Raw genomic sequence first — 16,280 nt, forward strand, 5'->3', positions numbered from 1 at the left:
CTACTTCGGCAACACTTGAGTCCTAACAGCGCATGACTGCGAAGTACTTCTACGACAAGGCTTCAAAAAAGTATGTCGCTCTCCAGCCCGATTCTCCCCCGCTGCTTTCCCGCATCAGGTATTTGCGTCCCGCAGGAAATGGTTTAGCGTCTTGAAGATGAGCCCCCGAGCCATCCAGCACCATGTACTTCAGTCCCGTTCAACGGCAGAGCTCACTGAGCGGATTACGAATGAACATGGCCTGTTCGTTCCGGTCACGGAGGCATGGCAAGTGATGGGGTTTAGGACCTACGCCGCAGCGAGGCGCGCAGCCGCTAGTGACAAGCTGGGGATCCCGGCATTGCTCTTGCCTGGTAGGCGAGCACGGGTCATTCGCTCGGGTGACTTGGCCGAATGGCTGTTTGAGCAGTACAAACGGCCCAAGGATCTGAACACAAAAATTAAAGATAAGGAGCACGCGCACTAAGTGGCCGACCCATAGAACGAGACCCGTGCTTGCGGAGCACGGGTCTCGGGAACCGCTAGGGTACGTCTGATTTCTACGCCAGACGACCCTACGATACCACCTCGTGGGGCCCCGTCAAGGCGGGGAGGCCTGGCTTTTTGCCAAAATTATGGCCAGATTGCCGAAGTTCGAACAGCTGCTGGAGTCGATGAGCGGGGATGCCTCGGCACCGTTCATCCAGGCCGGCGATCTTTTACCCTGCGCGGAAGCGTCTTGGCAGGTTGGTTGTCGCCCACGGACCGCGGCTGACCTAGCTAATTTCCAAAGCGAACAGGAAACCATCACACATCTGCGCTCAATTGGTCTGCCGAAAGGCGGTGTGGAATATGTCATCCAGGCCCTGAAGGCCCCTCCGAGTCGAAAGGTTGGTGGCCCTCACCAAAGGAGCAGGGTCGGCGAAATTCGGAGCTACGTGCAGGGCGGGTTTCGCGCCGTTCCCACCGCTGCGTCGATCCAGTTTGAGTCGAGTTCGGAGCACGACTTTGCAATTTGCTTGGCCGCTAATCCGTCCACGCTCTTTCTGATCGATCAGCCCACCACAATTCTTGCTCCATGGCCTACATCGGGGGGCCGGACGCGCAGCTATCAACACACGCCCGACTATCTTGCAATCCATCGGGACAATGTTGTTGCATATGAGGTGAAGCCATTGGGCGTTCTGCGGAACCTACTGCAGGACAACCCGCATCTATGGGCATACGAAGGCGGGCGATTCACCTACCTTCCAGCAGAGAAGCACTACCGTGCCCTGGGAATTGTTCACCGCGTCGTGCCCTCTGAGACCATATCTTGGATCTACTCGGAGAACCTGAGAATACTCGCAAGCCAGGCTGTTGCCGATTTGCGGCCAAATGCCGATACAAATGCCCGCATAAGAAGAGCTGTTGAGAAGCATCAACCTACAAGCTTGGCGGCACTGGTTGACCGACTTCAGCTTGACACCGGGACGGACGTCCTTCGAGCCATATTGGACAGCGAAGTGTACGTGGATCTCCAACGCTGCAGCCTCTGGGATGCCGAGAACACAGTGATCTGTAGCAACGAGGCCGATGCCCGCCACGCGGGGTTGGCGATACAGGCGATGTCCGCTGAAGCGTCTCGAGGGAGCGATGTAGCTTGGCTGACCTGTCATCCAAAGCATCTCCCACTGGTTGGTCTACGCCTTGCGATCGCGACAGGAGCCGACACCTCTGAGTTCTCAGAGATCAACACATTTAAAAGGCGCACTATAGAGCGAATCAAGAAGGCATACCGCGAACGCGGTCTGGCGGGACTGTATCCGAACTGGGATAAGTGCGGGAGAAAGCGCAAATACACGGATGCGGATGAGAATTTCGCGATTGATAGAATCAGGATAGACCGAGCAAGTACCAATCACGATTCCGTTCAGCAATCGTACGCACGATACAAGCTTGACCTAGCTGATGCCGTCAAACAAGGGCGCAGCCTCCAGCTCATCAGTCTAAGCATGTACTACCTTCTCTGGAATCGTCGACGGCATAACACCAAGGATGCCTATGGCGTCGGAGGAAAGCGTAAGGCGAGTTCAGACTCTCCCTATGGCGATCCAAATGATCAGAAGGCGATCTGCACATTGCCGTTTCAGGTTGCGCACAGTGATCACTGCGCCCTTCCAGTGTTCTGCCAAGAAAGCGACAAGCTGCCCCAGCTCAGTAGCTTGGTCTGCCATTTGCACAAGGAGGTGCTCGCCGCAGTGATTCGATTCGCGCCTGCAAGCACAACTACATTGGCACTACTCATTCGTCAGTGCGTTCGACGGCACGGCTATCTCCCCCGCTACATCTACTCCGACTTGGGCTCCGACTACCGCAGCAAGCAGTTCGCCGTATCCATGGCGGAGCTGGGGGTGTCCGTCATGCGCCGGCCCTCAGCGAGCGCAAAGTCTGGCAGTGAGATTGAGCGTTACCACTGGACCATGCAGGAGACCGCGATCAAGGGTGGCATTGGTTACGTACCGTCGGTCAAGAGCCGTCGGGGCGTCTCGTCCTCCCATCAGCCGGAGAATCTTCCTAAACGAAAGCTCCGTGATCTCCTGGCGGATATCAACATTGCCGTGGACAAGTTCAATGATGGCTCCGCATACGAGAATGGCATCAATCTGATCGAACTGCGTCAGCAGTCTGAGGATCTCTACGGACCGCAGGGAGTTCCCTGCGCATTGGACTTCAAATTCTACGTCAGCACTTCGCCGTTCATCGGCCAAATCAGCGGGATGACCGAGGCTCGCGGCGCGATACGCTGGCAAGACCGTCGGTACTACTCACCGGTGCTGGCAGGACGTTCCATCAGAGTTTCGAAGCTGGATCCTCGTCTTGATCCTGAATCTGGCGGCTCGGTCATGTACTTCTGGCTGGATGATCGATGGCATACGGCAATTTGCCGGGAGCGGCTGCTCTCTGGGGGGAGAAGCCTCGAGTCAATTCTGCTGGAGGCCGCACATGACTGCACTGCAAAGTCGGATTCAGGCGGCCTTCTTCCGCTTCATGAGGCCATAGAGTCGGCCCGCCGCGCAAGGGCTGCGGACACTGGCTGCAGCCGTTCGGATGCCGCGCTGCCTTCCGGGCTTGGTGTAGCGGTTAGCGACAGTTACCAGCCTGAGCAAGATAGCGACTCCGAGCAGCTTCGGTCCAACTCCTCACCCCATAGCTGCGCCGAGAGTCAGTTGAACCCTGCGTCCGACGGCAAGCGGCGCTCACCTTGGAAGGCTCATCCCATCGACGATTGGGATGGGCTGGACGTGATCGATGTTCACGACGGTGATGCGATGTGATCGAGTGCCCAAAGACCAGATTCGTGTCGGAGCTTGAGAGCCTTACGCCCTCGTTCTCTGAGTCGGCAATCATGCATGAGAAATTTGCGTTTCTCTGGCGCTACCTCCAGAGGTTCACAGCTGTGAGTAATGGGGGGGACATCATTCTTATAGTTGGGCCGTCCAACAGCGGAAAATCCCAGCTCCTGGCACTACTGACCAGGCATCTTAGGGAGAACTTGTTTGCCGCCGTCGAACCAGGCCACTTGCCGATCATCGGCGCAAAAGCTAATCCTTCCCGCGACTCCCGGATGACACCAAAGCAGGTGGCGTTGGCCCTGCTGGCAGACGGTGGTCACGTTCTGTATGACCCCGAGCGCCAGGAGAAGACGGGTTTTTATCCGAGTATGAAGCCCAGCAGCGAGGATTTGCTGCATACCCATTTGTCTGAGCTGGTCTTCAGACGAGCCGTCCGCTATGTCATCGTTGACGAAGGACAACTTATAACGCGCTCTAAGGACAAGTTGTTTGCCGCGACTCTGCTGGAGTCACTCAAATCCCTGGCCGGGTCGAATCGGAACTTGGTTGTCTGCGGGGGTTACGACCTCCTTGAGCCAGCGCTTGCCCTGCGCTCGCATGTTGCCGTCCGTACTATCGTCCTGCACCTGGCTCCCTACGAGCCAGAGACCGGGCTGCTTGAATGGAGGCGAATCCTGAAGACCATGTCCAAGAGCGAGAAGCTGAATGGTCTGGGCAGATTTCTCAATGACTCCGCTCTGCAGCTGTTGACGGAATCGCACGGATGCGTCGGTGTGCTTGAGCGCAGGCTGAAAGACAGCCTGGCCTGGTCAGCAGCACATGGGCTTCCACTCGATGAAAGGATGTTCGTTGAAAGGCGGCCCATCCGGCTGCAGTGGGAGGCACAGCGCAACGACATCGAGCAAGGGAAGGCGCAACTCGCGCAGGTTGAGTGGGGTGCCACTGAGCACGGTGAGATCTTCTTGGTGACTGCTGCCGAAGCGGGCGCACCCTCTTCATCACAAAAGCCAGGCATTCCAAGAACGAAGAAGCTGAAGCCATTTCAGAGCAGGCCCAACAGATTTCCGGCGGCGCGATGAGCACATTCCTCCTGAAGATTGAACCTATTGGCCTGGGCACGGCGGAGGTGGAGTCATTCGCATCATTCTTCTCGCGCCTGGGAGCGGCTAATGGCCTTTCATGCTTTCAACTAGACAAGCTCATGAGGCGAATTCGCGAGCACCAGGGGGCAGCGCGAGAGCCTAGCAAGATAGGCCAACATCCAGCTCGACTGGACATGCGAGCGCGTGTTGCCTCTGCTGAGCTTCTCAGTGGAAACAGTGATCTCACTCGGCTTACTCTTCTTCCACTGTCAACCAGCGATGGAACATTGCGCCAGAATTCTCTGAGGGCAGCACGAGCGTGGTGTGAGCAGTGCATTCAGGAGGACCTCAGGCAGGAGCTTCCTGCTTACGATCGTCTGATCTGGTGCTCACGATTCATACTCAGGTGTCCGATACACAAAGTGATGCTGCGCACTGCATGTCCGGTTTGTAGAAGGCTCCAGGACTCTCGACTCCGCGACGGCGGCTATAGCAAGTTCGGTTTGGATAGGTGCAGCACGTGTGCCTCCACTTTGATTGGACCAAGCTCTGATCTGCGTCCCGAGTTCAAGCCGTTCTTCGGTGAAGCAGAGCTTCAGGAGATTGTTGCAGCCATCTCCATTGGGGAACTCAGGAGCATAGACACTGCGTGTCTCCAGACATTCTATGGAGCATTGAAGGACTACGATCAGCAGTACGCGAACGCTACACACAGCCACGGGATGATGCCGAGGATTGCACCGTGGTCTTTACCCACGCTCTCAAATGTTGTTGCTACAGCATGTAGATACCAAGTTTCAGCTGTCGCACTGCTCCGTGATCCTGAGCAAGCCGCACAGCACGTAAGCAGGCTCATGTTCGCCGAGCAGTCTGTTTCAGGAAGAGTACGAATTAAGGTGGAAGCTCTTCTACTTCAGTCAATTCGGAGGTCACTGGAGGCAGGGCTCGCTACTCCTGCTGGTCAAGCTATACCTACTCTCGCCCAAATCGGGTCGTTGTATTCCATGAGGTGCCTCGACTTCGCTGCGTCATTCCCAGAGCTCTCCAAGCGATACTTGGAGAAGACCCGAGCGCAGGCTGCGCAAATCCTGGAGTCCTATTAGGAGAGATGGACGTGAGCTTCCCAGCCTTGGGTTCACTGGCGCAGAGCGTCTTAATCAGTGCGATGTTCAACGGAGAACATCGCATTAACGTGGCACAAAGGCTATTTGAACTGGGGCTACAGTATCGTCGAGCGCGTACGGTGGCCCATGAGATTTCTGGCTGCGGAATCGCAGTGGTCAACTGGGGTATCAAGGGCTACTTGGTGGAGCTGGACGAGCCTCTAATTGCTTGGTGTGTAGCGCTTCCGCTCTTGAGGAGTCCAGTCCGTCAGATCGTTAGAACTGCGCACCGAGCGAACCTGCCTGAGTATGTGCGGCTCGCGGGAACAACAGCCCTTGCCTGCATCGTCGGATCCACACCGCCAGCGACGAGGCGGTTGGCGATCTTCTCCGAGGACGCTGATGGCTATTTCGACTGTAGCTCCCCACCGAGCTTGACCGTAGATCACCTCGATGAGGTAGAGCTCTGGAGCATCCCGCCGGCGGCGATCGCACAAGGGATCTGCCACGTAGATCCGCTCTCGCTCTTTCTTTGCCTGCGTGGATTGAGCGAGCGCCCCAACCTAGCCGAACTTCGTCGCGTCATCGGGGAGTTGTTGCAGGTCCATCATGCCGCCTCATGCTGACGCCTTCACTGAAGATCAGCCGGGGCAGCTTGTACTACGTTCATATCGTTGAGCGCTCCTGTGCCTGATCTGACAGCGCGCAGTCGAGGGCTATCAGAGATTGTGTCGTCGGCAGTCTGGAGCCGTCCTAAGCTCCAGAGGCTGAATTATTCCTTCGGCTTTGCATGCGCAGACTCAATTTCGAATTGAGCCCATGGCGAGTCCCGAAACTCCCAGCAGGGTATGGGTCGGAGGGTTGTCGTCCCACGCATCCTTCACGGCCCTAGCCAGGCAGGCCCTCTTTTCACCGTCGATGTCAGCGATATAGGTCCTGATTTGAAATACGTCGGAGAAGTCATGTCCGGCGGATTCAAGTGCGGACTTGAGGTTTTCAAAGGACCGTAGAACTTGCTGGGGAAAGGGGCTCCTTCACGACCCCATCCGTTTCAGAAGCCCAATGTCCGGAGGTGAAAAACAGCTCATGCGACGTAGCGGGCAACACGAAAACGCGGCTGTAGCCGAAGGGGACCGGGTTGTGAATCTTCGGCGGGTTCATGAACTCACGTGCCATGTTTCATTCGGGCAGGAGTGATTCCCTCTACCAACGCCGCAGGCAGCTGGTTAGATGCCGCAGCTGTCGGAAGACATGCCATGGCACGTGCCGCAGCATCAGCTCACTGCGCGTATGCTCGGGTCTTGATGAGCGTGGTCCAGGCGCAAGGCTACGCTACAACGGGGCCGACGTTGCGATCTTGATAAACAGCTCGGCCTTGGCATTGCCCTTCCCACCGCAGAGCCATCTAGGCCCAAGCGCGTCACCGAGGAGACGCCAGCTCGCCTGCCAGCTGCCGCCACTAGGCGCTTGGCCTGCAAGTGATGATTAACCAAGCACTCCCGTCTGCCTCATCGGTGAACCACTCCAGAAAAGCCGTGTTCTGCGCGGCAGTCAGGTTCTTCAGGCAAGCCCTGATCAGGAGTCTCTTTACCCGGCCTCCGGCGCTCTTCTGAGTGGCCTCGAGGAGCATATCCAATATAGGTCGTAACCATGTCCTGTGGACTGGCTCCCCTCGTCCGTGGCCGCCACATATCGCCAAAGTTATGCAATTTCAATGACTTATATATCGATAACAGCGTGGCCGACCGGATGCGCCAATTTTTACTGGAGAACGGCGCCAATCTTTAGCGGACTGCACATTAAACCTTTGACGCGCCGGCTGCATCCGATCCTCAACGCCCCGCTGGAATTGCGCATGTCCCGCCCAATGCTCCGAGTCCTGCTCATGCTCATCAGTGCCCTGCCCTTCGCCGCCATCTCCGCCAGCCAGGACCAGGCCAACGACCAGACCCGCCGCCTGATCCGCCAGATCATGCTGGAGCAGCGCATCCCCGGGCTGCAGATTGCGGTGGTCAAGGACGGGCAGATCGTGCTCTCCGAAGCCTACGGGCTGGCCAACGTGGAGAACGGTGTGCTTGCCTCGCGCGACACCCGCTTCCCGCTCAATTCGGCCACCAAGGCATTCACCGGCGTGGCTGCCGCGCAGCTGGCTCAGCAAGGGCAGCTGGATCTGGACGCGCCGGCCTCGCGATATCTGGGTGATCTTCCGCCAGCGTGGAGAGACGTACGCGTACACCAGCTGCTGGCGCATACCTCCGGCCTTCCGGACATCCTTGATGCGAACGGGCTGCTGGGCGGAGGTTCCGAAGCACAGGCATGGGCGGCGGTGACAGCTCGACCGCTGGAAGCGGTGCCCGGGCAGCGCTTCGCTTACAACCAGACCAACTACGTACTGCTGGCACGAATCATCGCGAAGCAATCCGGCATGCCCTACGAACGTTTCCTCGCCACCGGCCAGTTCAGCAGCGCGCGCATGGCCCGCACCACCTTCGGCGACAGCTACGACCTGATTCCGGATGCGGCGACGATGTACAGCCTGGCCCCGCGTGCCACCGACGCTGTAGACGCGCCGTCCCGCCTGTCGCATTGGTTCTACGACATACCGCCTTCGCTGTGGGCTGGCGGCGGCATCCTCACCACCGCCGACGACACTGCGCGCTGGCTGGTCACGCTGACCGAAGGCCGGCTGTTACCGGAGACGGCCCTGCGGCGGATGTGGAGCGCAGAGCGCCTGACGGATGGCCGCGCCGGACCCTGGGCCGGCGGATGGCCGGTGCTGCGCGCATCCCCCGACCTGCAGGTGGCCGGTATTGGCGGCGCGCGGTCGGCCTTCGTCGTGTATCCCGACCGCGACGTCGCGGTGGTGGTGCTGACCAATCTGGTCGGCGCCAATCCACAGCAGTTCATTCCGCGCATTGCCGATCTCTATGCGCCTGCGGTGACCGTGCCCTGAGGCTGCCGGCCAGCGGCCGGCACTACCGTCGGCTCAGCCCCGTGGCCCACCCATCACCGGCAGGATCACCCCGCTGATGTAACTGGCGCAGGCCGGCGAGGCCAGGAACACATAGGCGGGCGACAGCTCTTCCGGCTGTGCAGGCCGGCCCATGTCGCTGTCCTTCCCGAACTCCGCCACGTCTTCGGCCTGCTTGTCGGCGGGGTTCAGCGGCGTCCATACCGGCCCCGGCGCCACGCAGTTCACGCGGATGCCGCGCGGCAGCAGCTGGCTGGCCAGCGCCTTGGTGAATGCATGGATCGCGCCCTTGGTGGCGGAATAGTCGATCAGCGCCTTGCTGCCGAAGATCCCCGTTTCCGAGCCGGTGTTGATGATGCTGGCGCCTTCGCCCAGATGCGGCAGTACCGCACGCGCCATCTGGACGTAACCGCCGATGTTGGTCTGCAGGGTTTCCTGCAGGTGCGCGTCTTCCAGGTCTTCCAGCCGCTCGCAGTGCAGCTGGAACGCGGCGTTGTTGACGAGGATGTCGATGCCGCCGAACGCCTTGGCCACCTGCTTGACGGCCTTGTTGCAGAAACGCGGATCGCGCACATCGCCGGCGATCACCACGCAGCGGCCGCCTTCGCGTTCCACGTGCTGGCGGGTGATGTCCGCGTCTTCGGCCTCGTCCAGGTGCAGTACCGCCACATCCGCACCTTCGCGCGCGAACAACACTGCCACCGCACGGCCAATGCCGGAGTCGCCACCGGTGACGATCGCACGCATGCCCTGCAGCTTGCCGCTGCCCGCGTAGTCGGGCGCAAGGAAACGGGGCGCCAGCTCCAGTTCGTGCTCGTGCCCGGGCTTGGCCAGCTGCTGCGCCGGCATCGCCTCCGGCTGCCGGCGTGCGCCGGCCTGGGTCGCGGTCTTCTTTGTTGCCTTCTTGGCCGCGCGGGCGTCCTTGGCCTTCTCCTGGTCCTGCAGGCGCCGCTGCCGTGCAGCGACGCGTGCCGCCCGTGGATCACTGGCGGCTGCCTTGCGGGTTGCGGTCTTCACCACGCGCGGGCGATCAGGGTCGGCGACCGCCTTGGTCGGGGTGCTGCCTTTACGCACTTTCGGCGATGCCTTACGGCGGGCGGGGGTCTTCCTGGTGGTGGCCATGCAGGTCTCCTCGGGAGGGAAAGGGGCTGCCGGCCAGCGGCCGGCACTACCGGGGGGCGGCCCATGCCGCTTCTGCAGTGTCTCCACCCACGCTGTTGGCGGCGGTGAGCGCGCCGTGTCCACGATGTGCACGGCATTCATTCCGCCACCACGTCTGACGTCGCACCCTGCACGCAATCAAACAAGGAGTGCCTCCATGAAACATGCCATCGCCACCGCCGCCGCCTGCTTTGCCCTTGCCGCCTGCAGCAGCACGCCGATGGCCCAGGTGCAGCCGATCGACGGCGTGATTTCCGGCCAGTGCCACAGCGAAAGGGTGCGCGGCGCGGTGGGCCTGGCCGCCTCGGACGCCACCGTGGCCCGCGCACGCGTGGACAGCGACAGCCTGCACGTACGGGTACTGCGCCATGACGGTCCGCGGGTGCCGCCGGCCAGCGAAGGCGGCGACCGCCTGACCATCGAGAAGGGCCGGACCAACAACATCGTTGCGATCTACTGCGGCTGACGACTGCGACTGAGCCGCCGCGCCCGGCGCAGCACTTTCAGCGTGGCCTGCTCCCACTGCCGCGGGCCGCGCAGGCCGGCCAGCGAGACCAGCTCACCGCGCTCCCAGCCGGCAAACACGCACGGGTCGATGTAGGCCTTGCGGCACACGGCCGGCGTGTTGCCCAGCCGTGCCGCCACTTGGCAGACCACTTCGCGCTGCGCCCTGGCCAGCGCGCGCTGGCTGGCCGGTTCCGGCAGTTCGGTGGCGGCCAATGCCTGTACCGCCGCCAGCGTGCCGCCCCAGGTGCGGAAGTCCTTCGCGGTGAAGTCCTCGCCCATCACCTCGCGCAGGTAGTCGTTCACCGCGCCGGAATCCACCGGCTGCAGCGCGCCTTCGTCGTCGCGGTACTGGAACAGCGCCTGCCCGGGCAGCTGCTGGATGCCGCGTACCAGCGTGCCCAGCCGCCGATCGCCCACCACCACCTCGTGCAACTGCCCGGATTTGCCCCGGAAGCGCATTCGCACGCGGCCGCCGCGCAGCAGGTCCAGGTGGCGGTTGCGCAGCGTTGTCAGCCCGTAGGATTTGTTTTCCTGTGCATAGCTTTCGTTGCCCACCCGCACCAGGGTGTCGGCCAGCAGGGCCACCACCACCGCAAGCACCTTGTCGCGCGGGAAGCCGGGCTGCTTCAGATCGCGCGACAGCCGCCGCCGCAGCGTGGGCAACGCCTCGCCAAAGGCGATGATGCGGTCGAACTTGCCGGCATCGCGCTCCTTCGCCCAATCGGCATGGTAGCGATACTGCTTGCGTCCACGCGCGTCGCGGCCGGTGGCCTGCAGGTGGCCATTGGCGTGGGCACAGATCCACACAGCGGTATACGCAGGTGGAATCGCCAGCGCACGGATGCGCTGCAGGGTGGCGGCATCGCGAACCGCGTGGCCATCGGCATCGCGGTAACTGAAGCCCTTGCCGGCGCGGCGCCGGCTGATGCCTGGCTGGGTGTCATCGACATAGCGCAGGCCGGCCGCGCGCGCGGCCTGTCGTTCGGGGGTAGAGGAGGTTGGCATGACCGCAGTGTCGCCGTCGCGATGCCGCGAACCTGTCGATAACAGAAGACAAACACGTGAGGGTCGGTTCGCCGCTATGCTCGGGCTTTCACAATCCCTTCCGGAGTCATGATGTCGTTCCCGATTCGCGCCCGTTCGCTCTCCGCCCTGCTGCTGCCTGCCGTGCTGGCCCTGACCGCCTGCCAGGCTCCGGCGCTGGATGAACAGGATTCGGCCACTGCCCATGCCCAGCAGGCGGCCGAAGCCGCCAAGGCGCCGGCCGACGAAACCGGCAAGGCCACCGAGGCACCGCCGGTCGGCACCTGCGATGCCAGCCAGGTGCAGAGCCTGGTCGGCCAGGCCTACGCCGACGCGCTGGGCAAGCAGGCGCAGGAAGATGCCGGTGCCCACCAGCTGCGCGTCATGAAGCCCAATGACGTCGCCACCATGGAGTTCCTCGGCGACCGCCTGAACATCGAAGTGGACGACAAGGGCCTGGTCAGCGGCGTGCGCTGCGGCTGAGTTCGACCGCGCGCCGGCACGGGGTTGCCGGCGCGTTCTGTTGCACCTGCAACCGTGTATTGCGGCGCTGCAGCAACCTGTGATCTAGTCGAGGCATCCGGTGGCCTCACGATGCGCTCCAGGGAATGAGCGGGGACGAGTGTCGCCGCCAACCCTATACGCATCGAGGTAGAGATGGCCCCCCGCAACCGCCAAGGGCTTTACGACCCGCGCTCCGAGCGCGATGCCTGTGGATTTGGCATGGTCGCCCAGCTCGACGATCAACCTTCGCGCCTGTTGGTTGATACCGCCATCGCCGCGCTTTCGCGCATGACCCACCGCGGCGGCGTCGCCGCCGATGGCCTGACCGGCGATGGCTGCGGCCTGCTGCTGCGCCGCCCCGATGCGTTCCTGAAACTGCTGGCCAGTGAAGCCGGCATCGCCGTCGCCGCACGCTTCGCTGCCGGCCTGGTGTTCCTGCCGCACGATGCCGAGGCTGCACACGCCTGCCGCACGCAGCTGCAGGCGCAGGTCGAAGCGGTCGGCTGCAAGGTCGCCGGCTGGCGCGAGGTACCCACCGACGACAGCGTCTGCGGCCAGCTGGCGCGCGACACCCTGCCACGCATCGAGCAGGTGTTCGTCGATGCCGGCGTCGGCCAGGATGATGCCGGCTTCGCGCTGGCGCTGTTCCTGGCCCGTCGCCACAGCGAACAGCAGCTGCGCGACCATGCCGACTTCTACGTCACCACCCTCACCCCGGATGCGATCAGCTACAAGGGCATGGTGCTGCCGGACAAGCTCAGCCGCTTCTTCCCCGACCTGCAGCGCCGCGAACTGGCCTCCAGCGCGATCGTGTTCCACCAGCGCTTCTCCACCAACACGCTGCCGCGCTGGCCGCTGGCGCACCCGTTCCGGATGCTCGCCCACAACGGCGAGATCAACACCATCGAAGGCAACCGTCGCTGGGCGCAGGCGCGCAGCAAGGTGTGGAAGACGCCGCGCTTCGACATCGCCGAGTTCGATCCGGTGATCTCCATGCATGGTTCGGACTCGCAGAGCCTGGACAACATGCTGGAGCTGATGGTCGCCGGTGGCATGGAACTGATCCAGGCGCTGCGCATCCTGGTGCCGCCGGCCACCCAGTCGCTGGAGTTCAAGGATCCGGACCTGGCGGCCTTCTACGAGTTCCACGGCCTGAACAGCGAGCCGTGGGACGGCCCGGCCGGCATCGTCGCCTGCGACAGCCGCTACGCGGTGTGCACGCTGGACCGCAACGGCCTGCGCCCGGCGCGCTGGATGCTGACCGCCGACCGCCACTTCCTGGTCGCCTCCGAAGCCGGCGTGTGGGAAGTGCCGACCGAGCGCGTGGTGCGCAAGGGCAAGCTCGGCCCCGGCGAAATGGTGGCCATCGACCTCAAGCGCGGCGACCTGCTCGATTCGGATGCGGTGGACCGCATCAACCGCGGCCGCGCGCCGTACAAGCAGTGGCTGCAGCAGGGCGTGACCTACCTGCAGACCGAACTGATCGACCCGTCGCTGGTGGAAGAGCCGTTCGACGAAGCCACCCTGCGCAGCTACCACAAGCTCTACCAGCTCAGCAGCGAGGAAGTGGAACAGGTGCTGCGGCCACTGGCCGAGACCGAGCAGGAAGCCACCGGCTCGATGGGCGACGACACACCGATGGCCGTGCTGAGCCAGCGCAGCCGTCCGCTGTACGACTATTTCCGCCAGGCCTTCGCGCAGGTCACCAACCCGCCGATCGATCCGCTGCGCGAAGACTGCGCGATGTCCCTGTCCACCCAGCTCGGCAAGGAGACCAACATCTTCCATGCCGGCCCGGAGACGGTGAACCACGTCATCCTCAACTCGCCGGTGCTGAGCCAGCGCAAGCTGCGCCAGCTGCTGAAGATGGACCAGTACGTGCAGGCCAACCGCCTGCTCGACCTGTCCTACAGCGAAGACGAGGGCCTGCGTGCCGGCATCGAGCGCATCTGTGCCGAGGCCGAGCAGGCCGCGCGCGAGGGCATGGTGATGCTGCTGCTGTCCGATCGCTACCCGGTGGCCGGTCGGCCGATGGTGCATGCGCTGCTGGCCACCAGCGCCATCCACCACCACCTCTCGCGGCTGGGGCTGCGCTGCGACGTCAATCTGATCGTCGAAACCGGCACCGCGCGCGACCCGCACCACATGGCCTGCCTGCTCGGCTTCGGTGCCACCGCGGTGTATCCGTACCTGGCCTACCAGACCCTGTTCGACCTGGGCCGACGTGGCATCCTCAAGCTCAGCAAGGGCGGCGAGCAGTCGCAGATCGGCCGCCGCTACCGCAAGGGCATCTACAAGGGCCTGTCGAAGATCATCTCGAAGATGGGCATCTGTACGGTGGCCAGCTATCGCGGCGCGCAGCTGTTCGAAATCATCGGCCTGGAACCCGAGGTTGTGGACATGTGCTTCCCGGACACCGCCTCGCGCATCGGCGGCGCCGGCTTCGCACGCCTGGATGCCGACGCGCGCGAGCTGTGCGCGCAGGCCTGGGATGCGCAGCAGGGCGTGGACGTGGGCGGCCTGCTGAAGTACGTGCACGGCGGCGAGTACCACATGTACAACCCCGACGTGGTCACGACCCTGCAGCGCGCCGCGCGCAGCGGTGACCCGCGTGCGTGGCAGCAGTACTGCGATGCGGTGCACGCGCGCCCGCCATCGGCGCTGCGCGACCTGCTGGAACTGGTGCCGGCCGCAATGCCGGTGCCGCTGGACGAGGTCGCCCCGGCCAGCGCCCTGTTCCCGCGCTTCGATACCGCAGCGATCAGCCTCGGCGCCCTGTCGCCGGAAGCGCACGAGGCACTGGCCATCGCCATGAACCGCCTCGGCGGCCGCAGCAATTCCGGCGAAGGCGGCGAAGATCCCGCACGCTATGGCACCGCCAAGCGCAGCAAGATCAAGCAGGTGGCCTCGGGCCGCTTCGGCGTCACCGCCGAATACCTGGTCAATGCCGAAGTGCTGCAGATCAAGGTCGCGCAGGGCGCCAAGCCCGGCGAGGGCGGCCAGCTTCCGGGGCACAAGGTCAACGAGCTGATCGCACGCCTGCGCTATGCGCGTCCGGGCATCGGCCTGATCTCGCCGCCACCGCACCACGACATCTATTCGATCGAAGACCTGGCGCAGCTGATCTACGACCTCAAGCAGGTCAACCCGACCGCGCTGGTGTCGGTGAAGCTGGTCAGCCATGCCGGCGTCGGCACGATTGCCGCAGGCGTGGTCAAGGCCGGTGCGGACCTGATCACCATCTCCGGCCATGACGGCGGCACCGGTGCGTCGCCGGTCAGCTCGATCCGCTATGCCGGCGTGCCGTGGGAACTGGGCGTGGCCGAAGCGCATCAGGCGCTGCTGGCCAACGACCTGCGCGGGCGCACCCTGCTGCAGACCGATGGCGGCCTGAAGACCGGCCTGGATGTGGTCAAGGCCGCGCTGCTGGGCGCGGACAGCTTCGGCTTCGGCACCGCGCCGATGATCGTGCTGGGCTGCAAGTACCTGCGCATCTGCCACCTCAACAACTGCGCCACCGGCGTGGCCACCCAGGACGAGCGCCTGCGCGAGAACCACTTCACCGGCCAGCCCGAACGCGTGGAGAACTTCTTCCGCCTGCTGGCCGAAGAAGTGCGCGGCTGGCTGTCGTACCTGGGCGCGCGTTCGCTGGAAGAGATCGTCGGCCGCACCGACCTGCTGCGGCAGATCGAGGCCGCGCCCCGTGATGGCGTGCGCGTGGACCTGTCGCGGCTGCTGGCCGACAGCCGCTACGAGGGCAGCCACTGTGCCGCCCAGCGCCTGTACGAATCGCCGGACAGCCTGGCCACGCAGATGGATGGCCTGCTGGCCCCGGCCATCGAGCACAAACGCGGCGGCGAACACCGCTTCCTGATCCACAACACCGACCGCAGCATCGGCACGCGCCTGGCCGGTGCAGTGGCACGCGCGCACGGCAACCAGGGCATGGCCGAGGCGCCGCTGGAACTGCGCTTCCGCGGCAGCGCCGGGCAGAGCTTTGGCGCGTTCAACGTCGGTGGCCTGCACCTGGAAGTGGAAGGCGAAGCCAACGACTACGTCGGCAAGGGCATGGCCGGCGGCCGGCTGGTGGTGCGTCCGCCGCGTGGCGCCCGCTTCGAGGCTCGCAGCACCGCCATCATCGGCAACACCTGCCTGTATGGCGCTACCGGTGGCGAGTTGTTCGCCGCCGGTCGTGCCGGCGAACGCTTCGCGGTGCGCAATTCCGGCGCGCTGGCGGTGGTGGAAGGTGCCGGTGACCACTGCTGCGAGTACATGACCGACGGCGTGGTGCTGGTGCTGGGCAAGGTCGGGCTGAACTTCGGCGCCGGCTTCACCGGTGGCCTGGCTTACGTGCTGGACGTGGACCGCGATTTCGTCGACCGCTACAACCACGAGCTGATCGACATCCATCGCGTCTCCGCCGAAGGCTTCGAGAACTACCGCCAGCACCTGCACCGCCTGATCGGCCGCCACCGCGAGCTGACCGGCAGCATCTGGGCGCAGCAGATCCTGGACGAGTTCCGCGACTACATCGGCAAGTTCTGGCTGGTCAAACCCAAGGCCGCCAGCATCGAGTCGCTGACCGAAACCCTGCGACGCGCCGCCTGATGGTAGT

8 protein-coding genes are annotated in these 16,280 nt (G+C 63.3%); 6 read left to right on the forward strand and 2 right to left on the reverse strand.

Annotated elements, in window-relative coordinates:
• Window positions 1-623 precede the first annotated feature (623 nt).
• From RCF13_RS03990 to RCF13_RS04000, 3 genes are all read left to right on the forward strand, one after another.
• Window positions 624-3,296, forward strand: coding sequence for a transposase (locus tag RCF13_RS03990; protein WP_181357851.1), 2,673 nt, complete (start codon window positions 624-626; stop codon window positions 3,294-3,296).
• 71 nt (window positions 3,297-3,367) lie between these two features.
• Window positions 3,368-4,393, forward strand: a complete 1,026-nt coding sequence (locus tag RCF13_RS03995) for an ATP-binding protein (RefSeq protein ID WP_134967878.1) — start codon at window positions 3,368-3,370, stop codon at window positions 4,391-4,393.
• A 2,991-nt stretch (window positions 4,394-7,384) separates the two neighbouring features.
• Window positions 7,385-8,452: a serine hydrolase domain-containing protein gene (locus tag RCF13_RS04000; protein WP_134967876.1), complete on the forward strand. Its 1,068-nt coding sequence runs from the start codon at window positions 7,385-7,387 to the stop codon at window positions 8,450-8,452.
• 33 nt (window positions 8,453-8,485) lie between these two features.
• Here the strand turns inward: RCF13_RS04000 and RCF13_RS04005 are convergent, their stop codons facing one another.
• Window positions 8,486-9,592, reverse strand: a complete 1,107-nt coding sequence (locus tag RCF13_RS04005; protein WP_134967875.1) for an SDR family oxidoreductase — start codon at window positions 9,590-9,592, stop codon at window positions 8,486-8,488.
• 196 nt (window positions 9,593-9,788) lie between these two features.
• Here RCF13_RS04005 and RCF13_RS04010 point away from each other — a divergent pair, with 196 nt between their 5' ends.
• Window positions 9,789-10,097, forward strand: a complete 309-nt coding sequence (locus RCF13_RS04010; RefSeq protein WP_134967874.1) for a hypothetical protein — start codon at window positions 9,789-9,791, stop codon at window positions 10,095-10,097.
• Here RCF13_RS04010 and RCF13_RS04015 read toward each other — a convergent pair.
• Window positions 10,085-11,143 carry a DNA topoisomerase IB gene (locus tag RCF13_RS04015; RefSeq protein ID WP_180868573.1) on the reverse strand — a complete coding sequence of 353 codons (1,059 nt, stop codon included), beginning with the start codon at window positions 11,141-11,143 and terminating at the stop codon, window positions 10,085-10,087. The genes RCF13_RS04010 and RCF13_RS04015 overlap by 13 nt on opposite strands.
• Window positions 11,144-11,254: 111 nt before the next feature.
• On the opposite strand from RCF13_RS04015, the gene RCF13_RS04020 reads away from it, so the two are divergent.
• Both RCF13_RS04020 and gltB read left to right on the forward strand, forming a co-directional pair.
• Entirely contained in the window at window positions 11,255-11,644 is a 390-nt protein-coding gene (locus RCF13_RS04020) for an I78 family peptidase inhibitor (protein WP_032954733.1), read from the forward strand.
• Window positions 11,645-11,818: 174 nt separating this feature from the next.
• Window positions 11,819-16,273: a glutamate synthase large subunit gene (gene gltB, locus RCF13_RS04025; RefSeq protein ID WP_231352424.1), complete on the forward strand. Its 4,455-nt coding sequence runs from the start codon at window positions 11,819-11,821 to the stop codon at window positions 16,271-16,273.
• Window positions 16,274-16,280: the final 7 nt, after the last annotated feature.

Source organism: Stenotrophomonas maltophilia group sp. RNC7 (assembly GCF_030910085.1).
Lineage (GTDB): Bacteria > Pseudomonadota > Gammaproteobacteria > Xanthomonadales > Xanthomonadaceae > Stenotrophomonas > Stenotrophomonas sepilia.

What these genes read in the sequence shown, in the direction of transcription:
- RCF13_RS03995 (WP_134967878.1), top strand. Translation starts at nt 3,368, where the DNA reads ATGCATGAGAAATTTGCGTTTCTCTGGCGCTACCTCCAGAGGTTCACA.
- RCF13_RS04000 (WP_134967876.1), top strand. Translation starts at nt 7,385, where the DNA reads ATGCTCATCAGTGCCCTGCCCTTCGCCGCCATCTCCGCCAGCCAGGAC.
- RCF13_RS04005 (WP_134967875.1), bottom strand. Translation starts at nt 9,592, where the DNA reads ATGGCCACCACCAGGAAGACCCCCGCCCGCCGTAAGGCATCGCCGAAA.
- RCF13_RS04010 (WP_134967874.1), top strand. Translation starts at nt 9,789, where the DNA reads ATGAAACATGCCATCGCCACCGCCGCCGCCTGCTTTGCCCTTGCCGCC.
- RCF13_RS04015 (WP_180868573.1), bottom strand. Translation starts at nt 11,143, where the DNA reads ATGCCAACCTCCTCTACCCCCGAACGACAGGCCGCGCGCGCGGCCGGC.
- RCF13_RS04020 (WP_032954733.1), top strand. Translation starts at nt 11,255, where the DNA reads ATGTCGTTCCCGATTCGCGCCCGTTCGCTCTCCGCCCTGCTGCTGCCT.
- gltB (WP_231352424.1), top strand. Translation starts at nt 11,819, where the DNA reads ATGGCCCCCCGCAACCGCCAAGGGCTTTACGACCCGCGCTCCGAGCGC.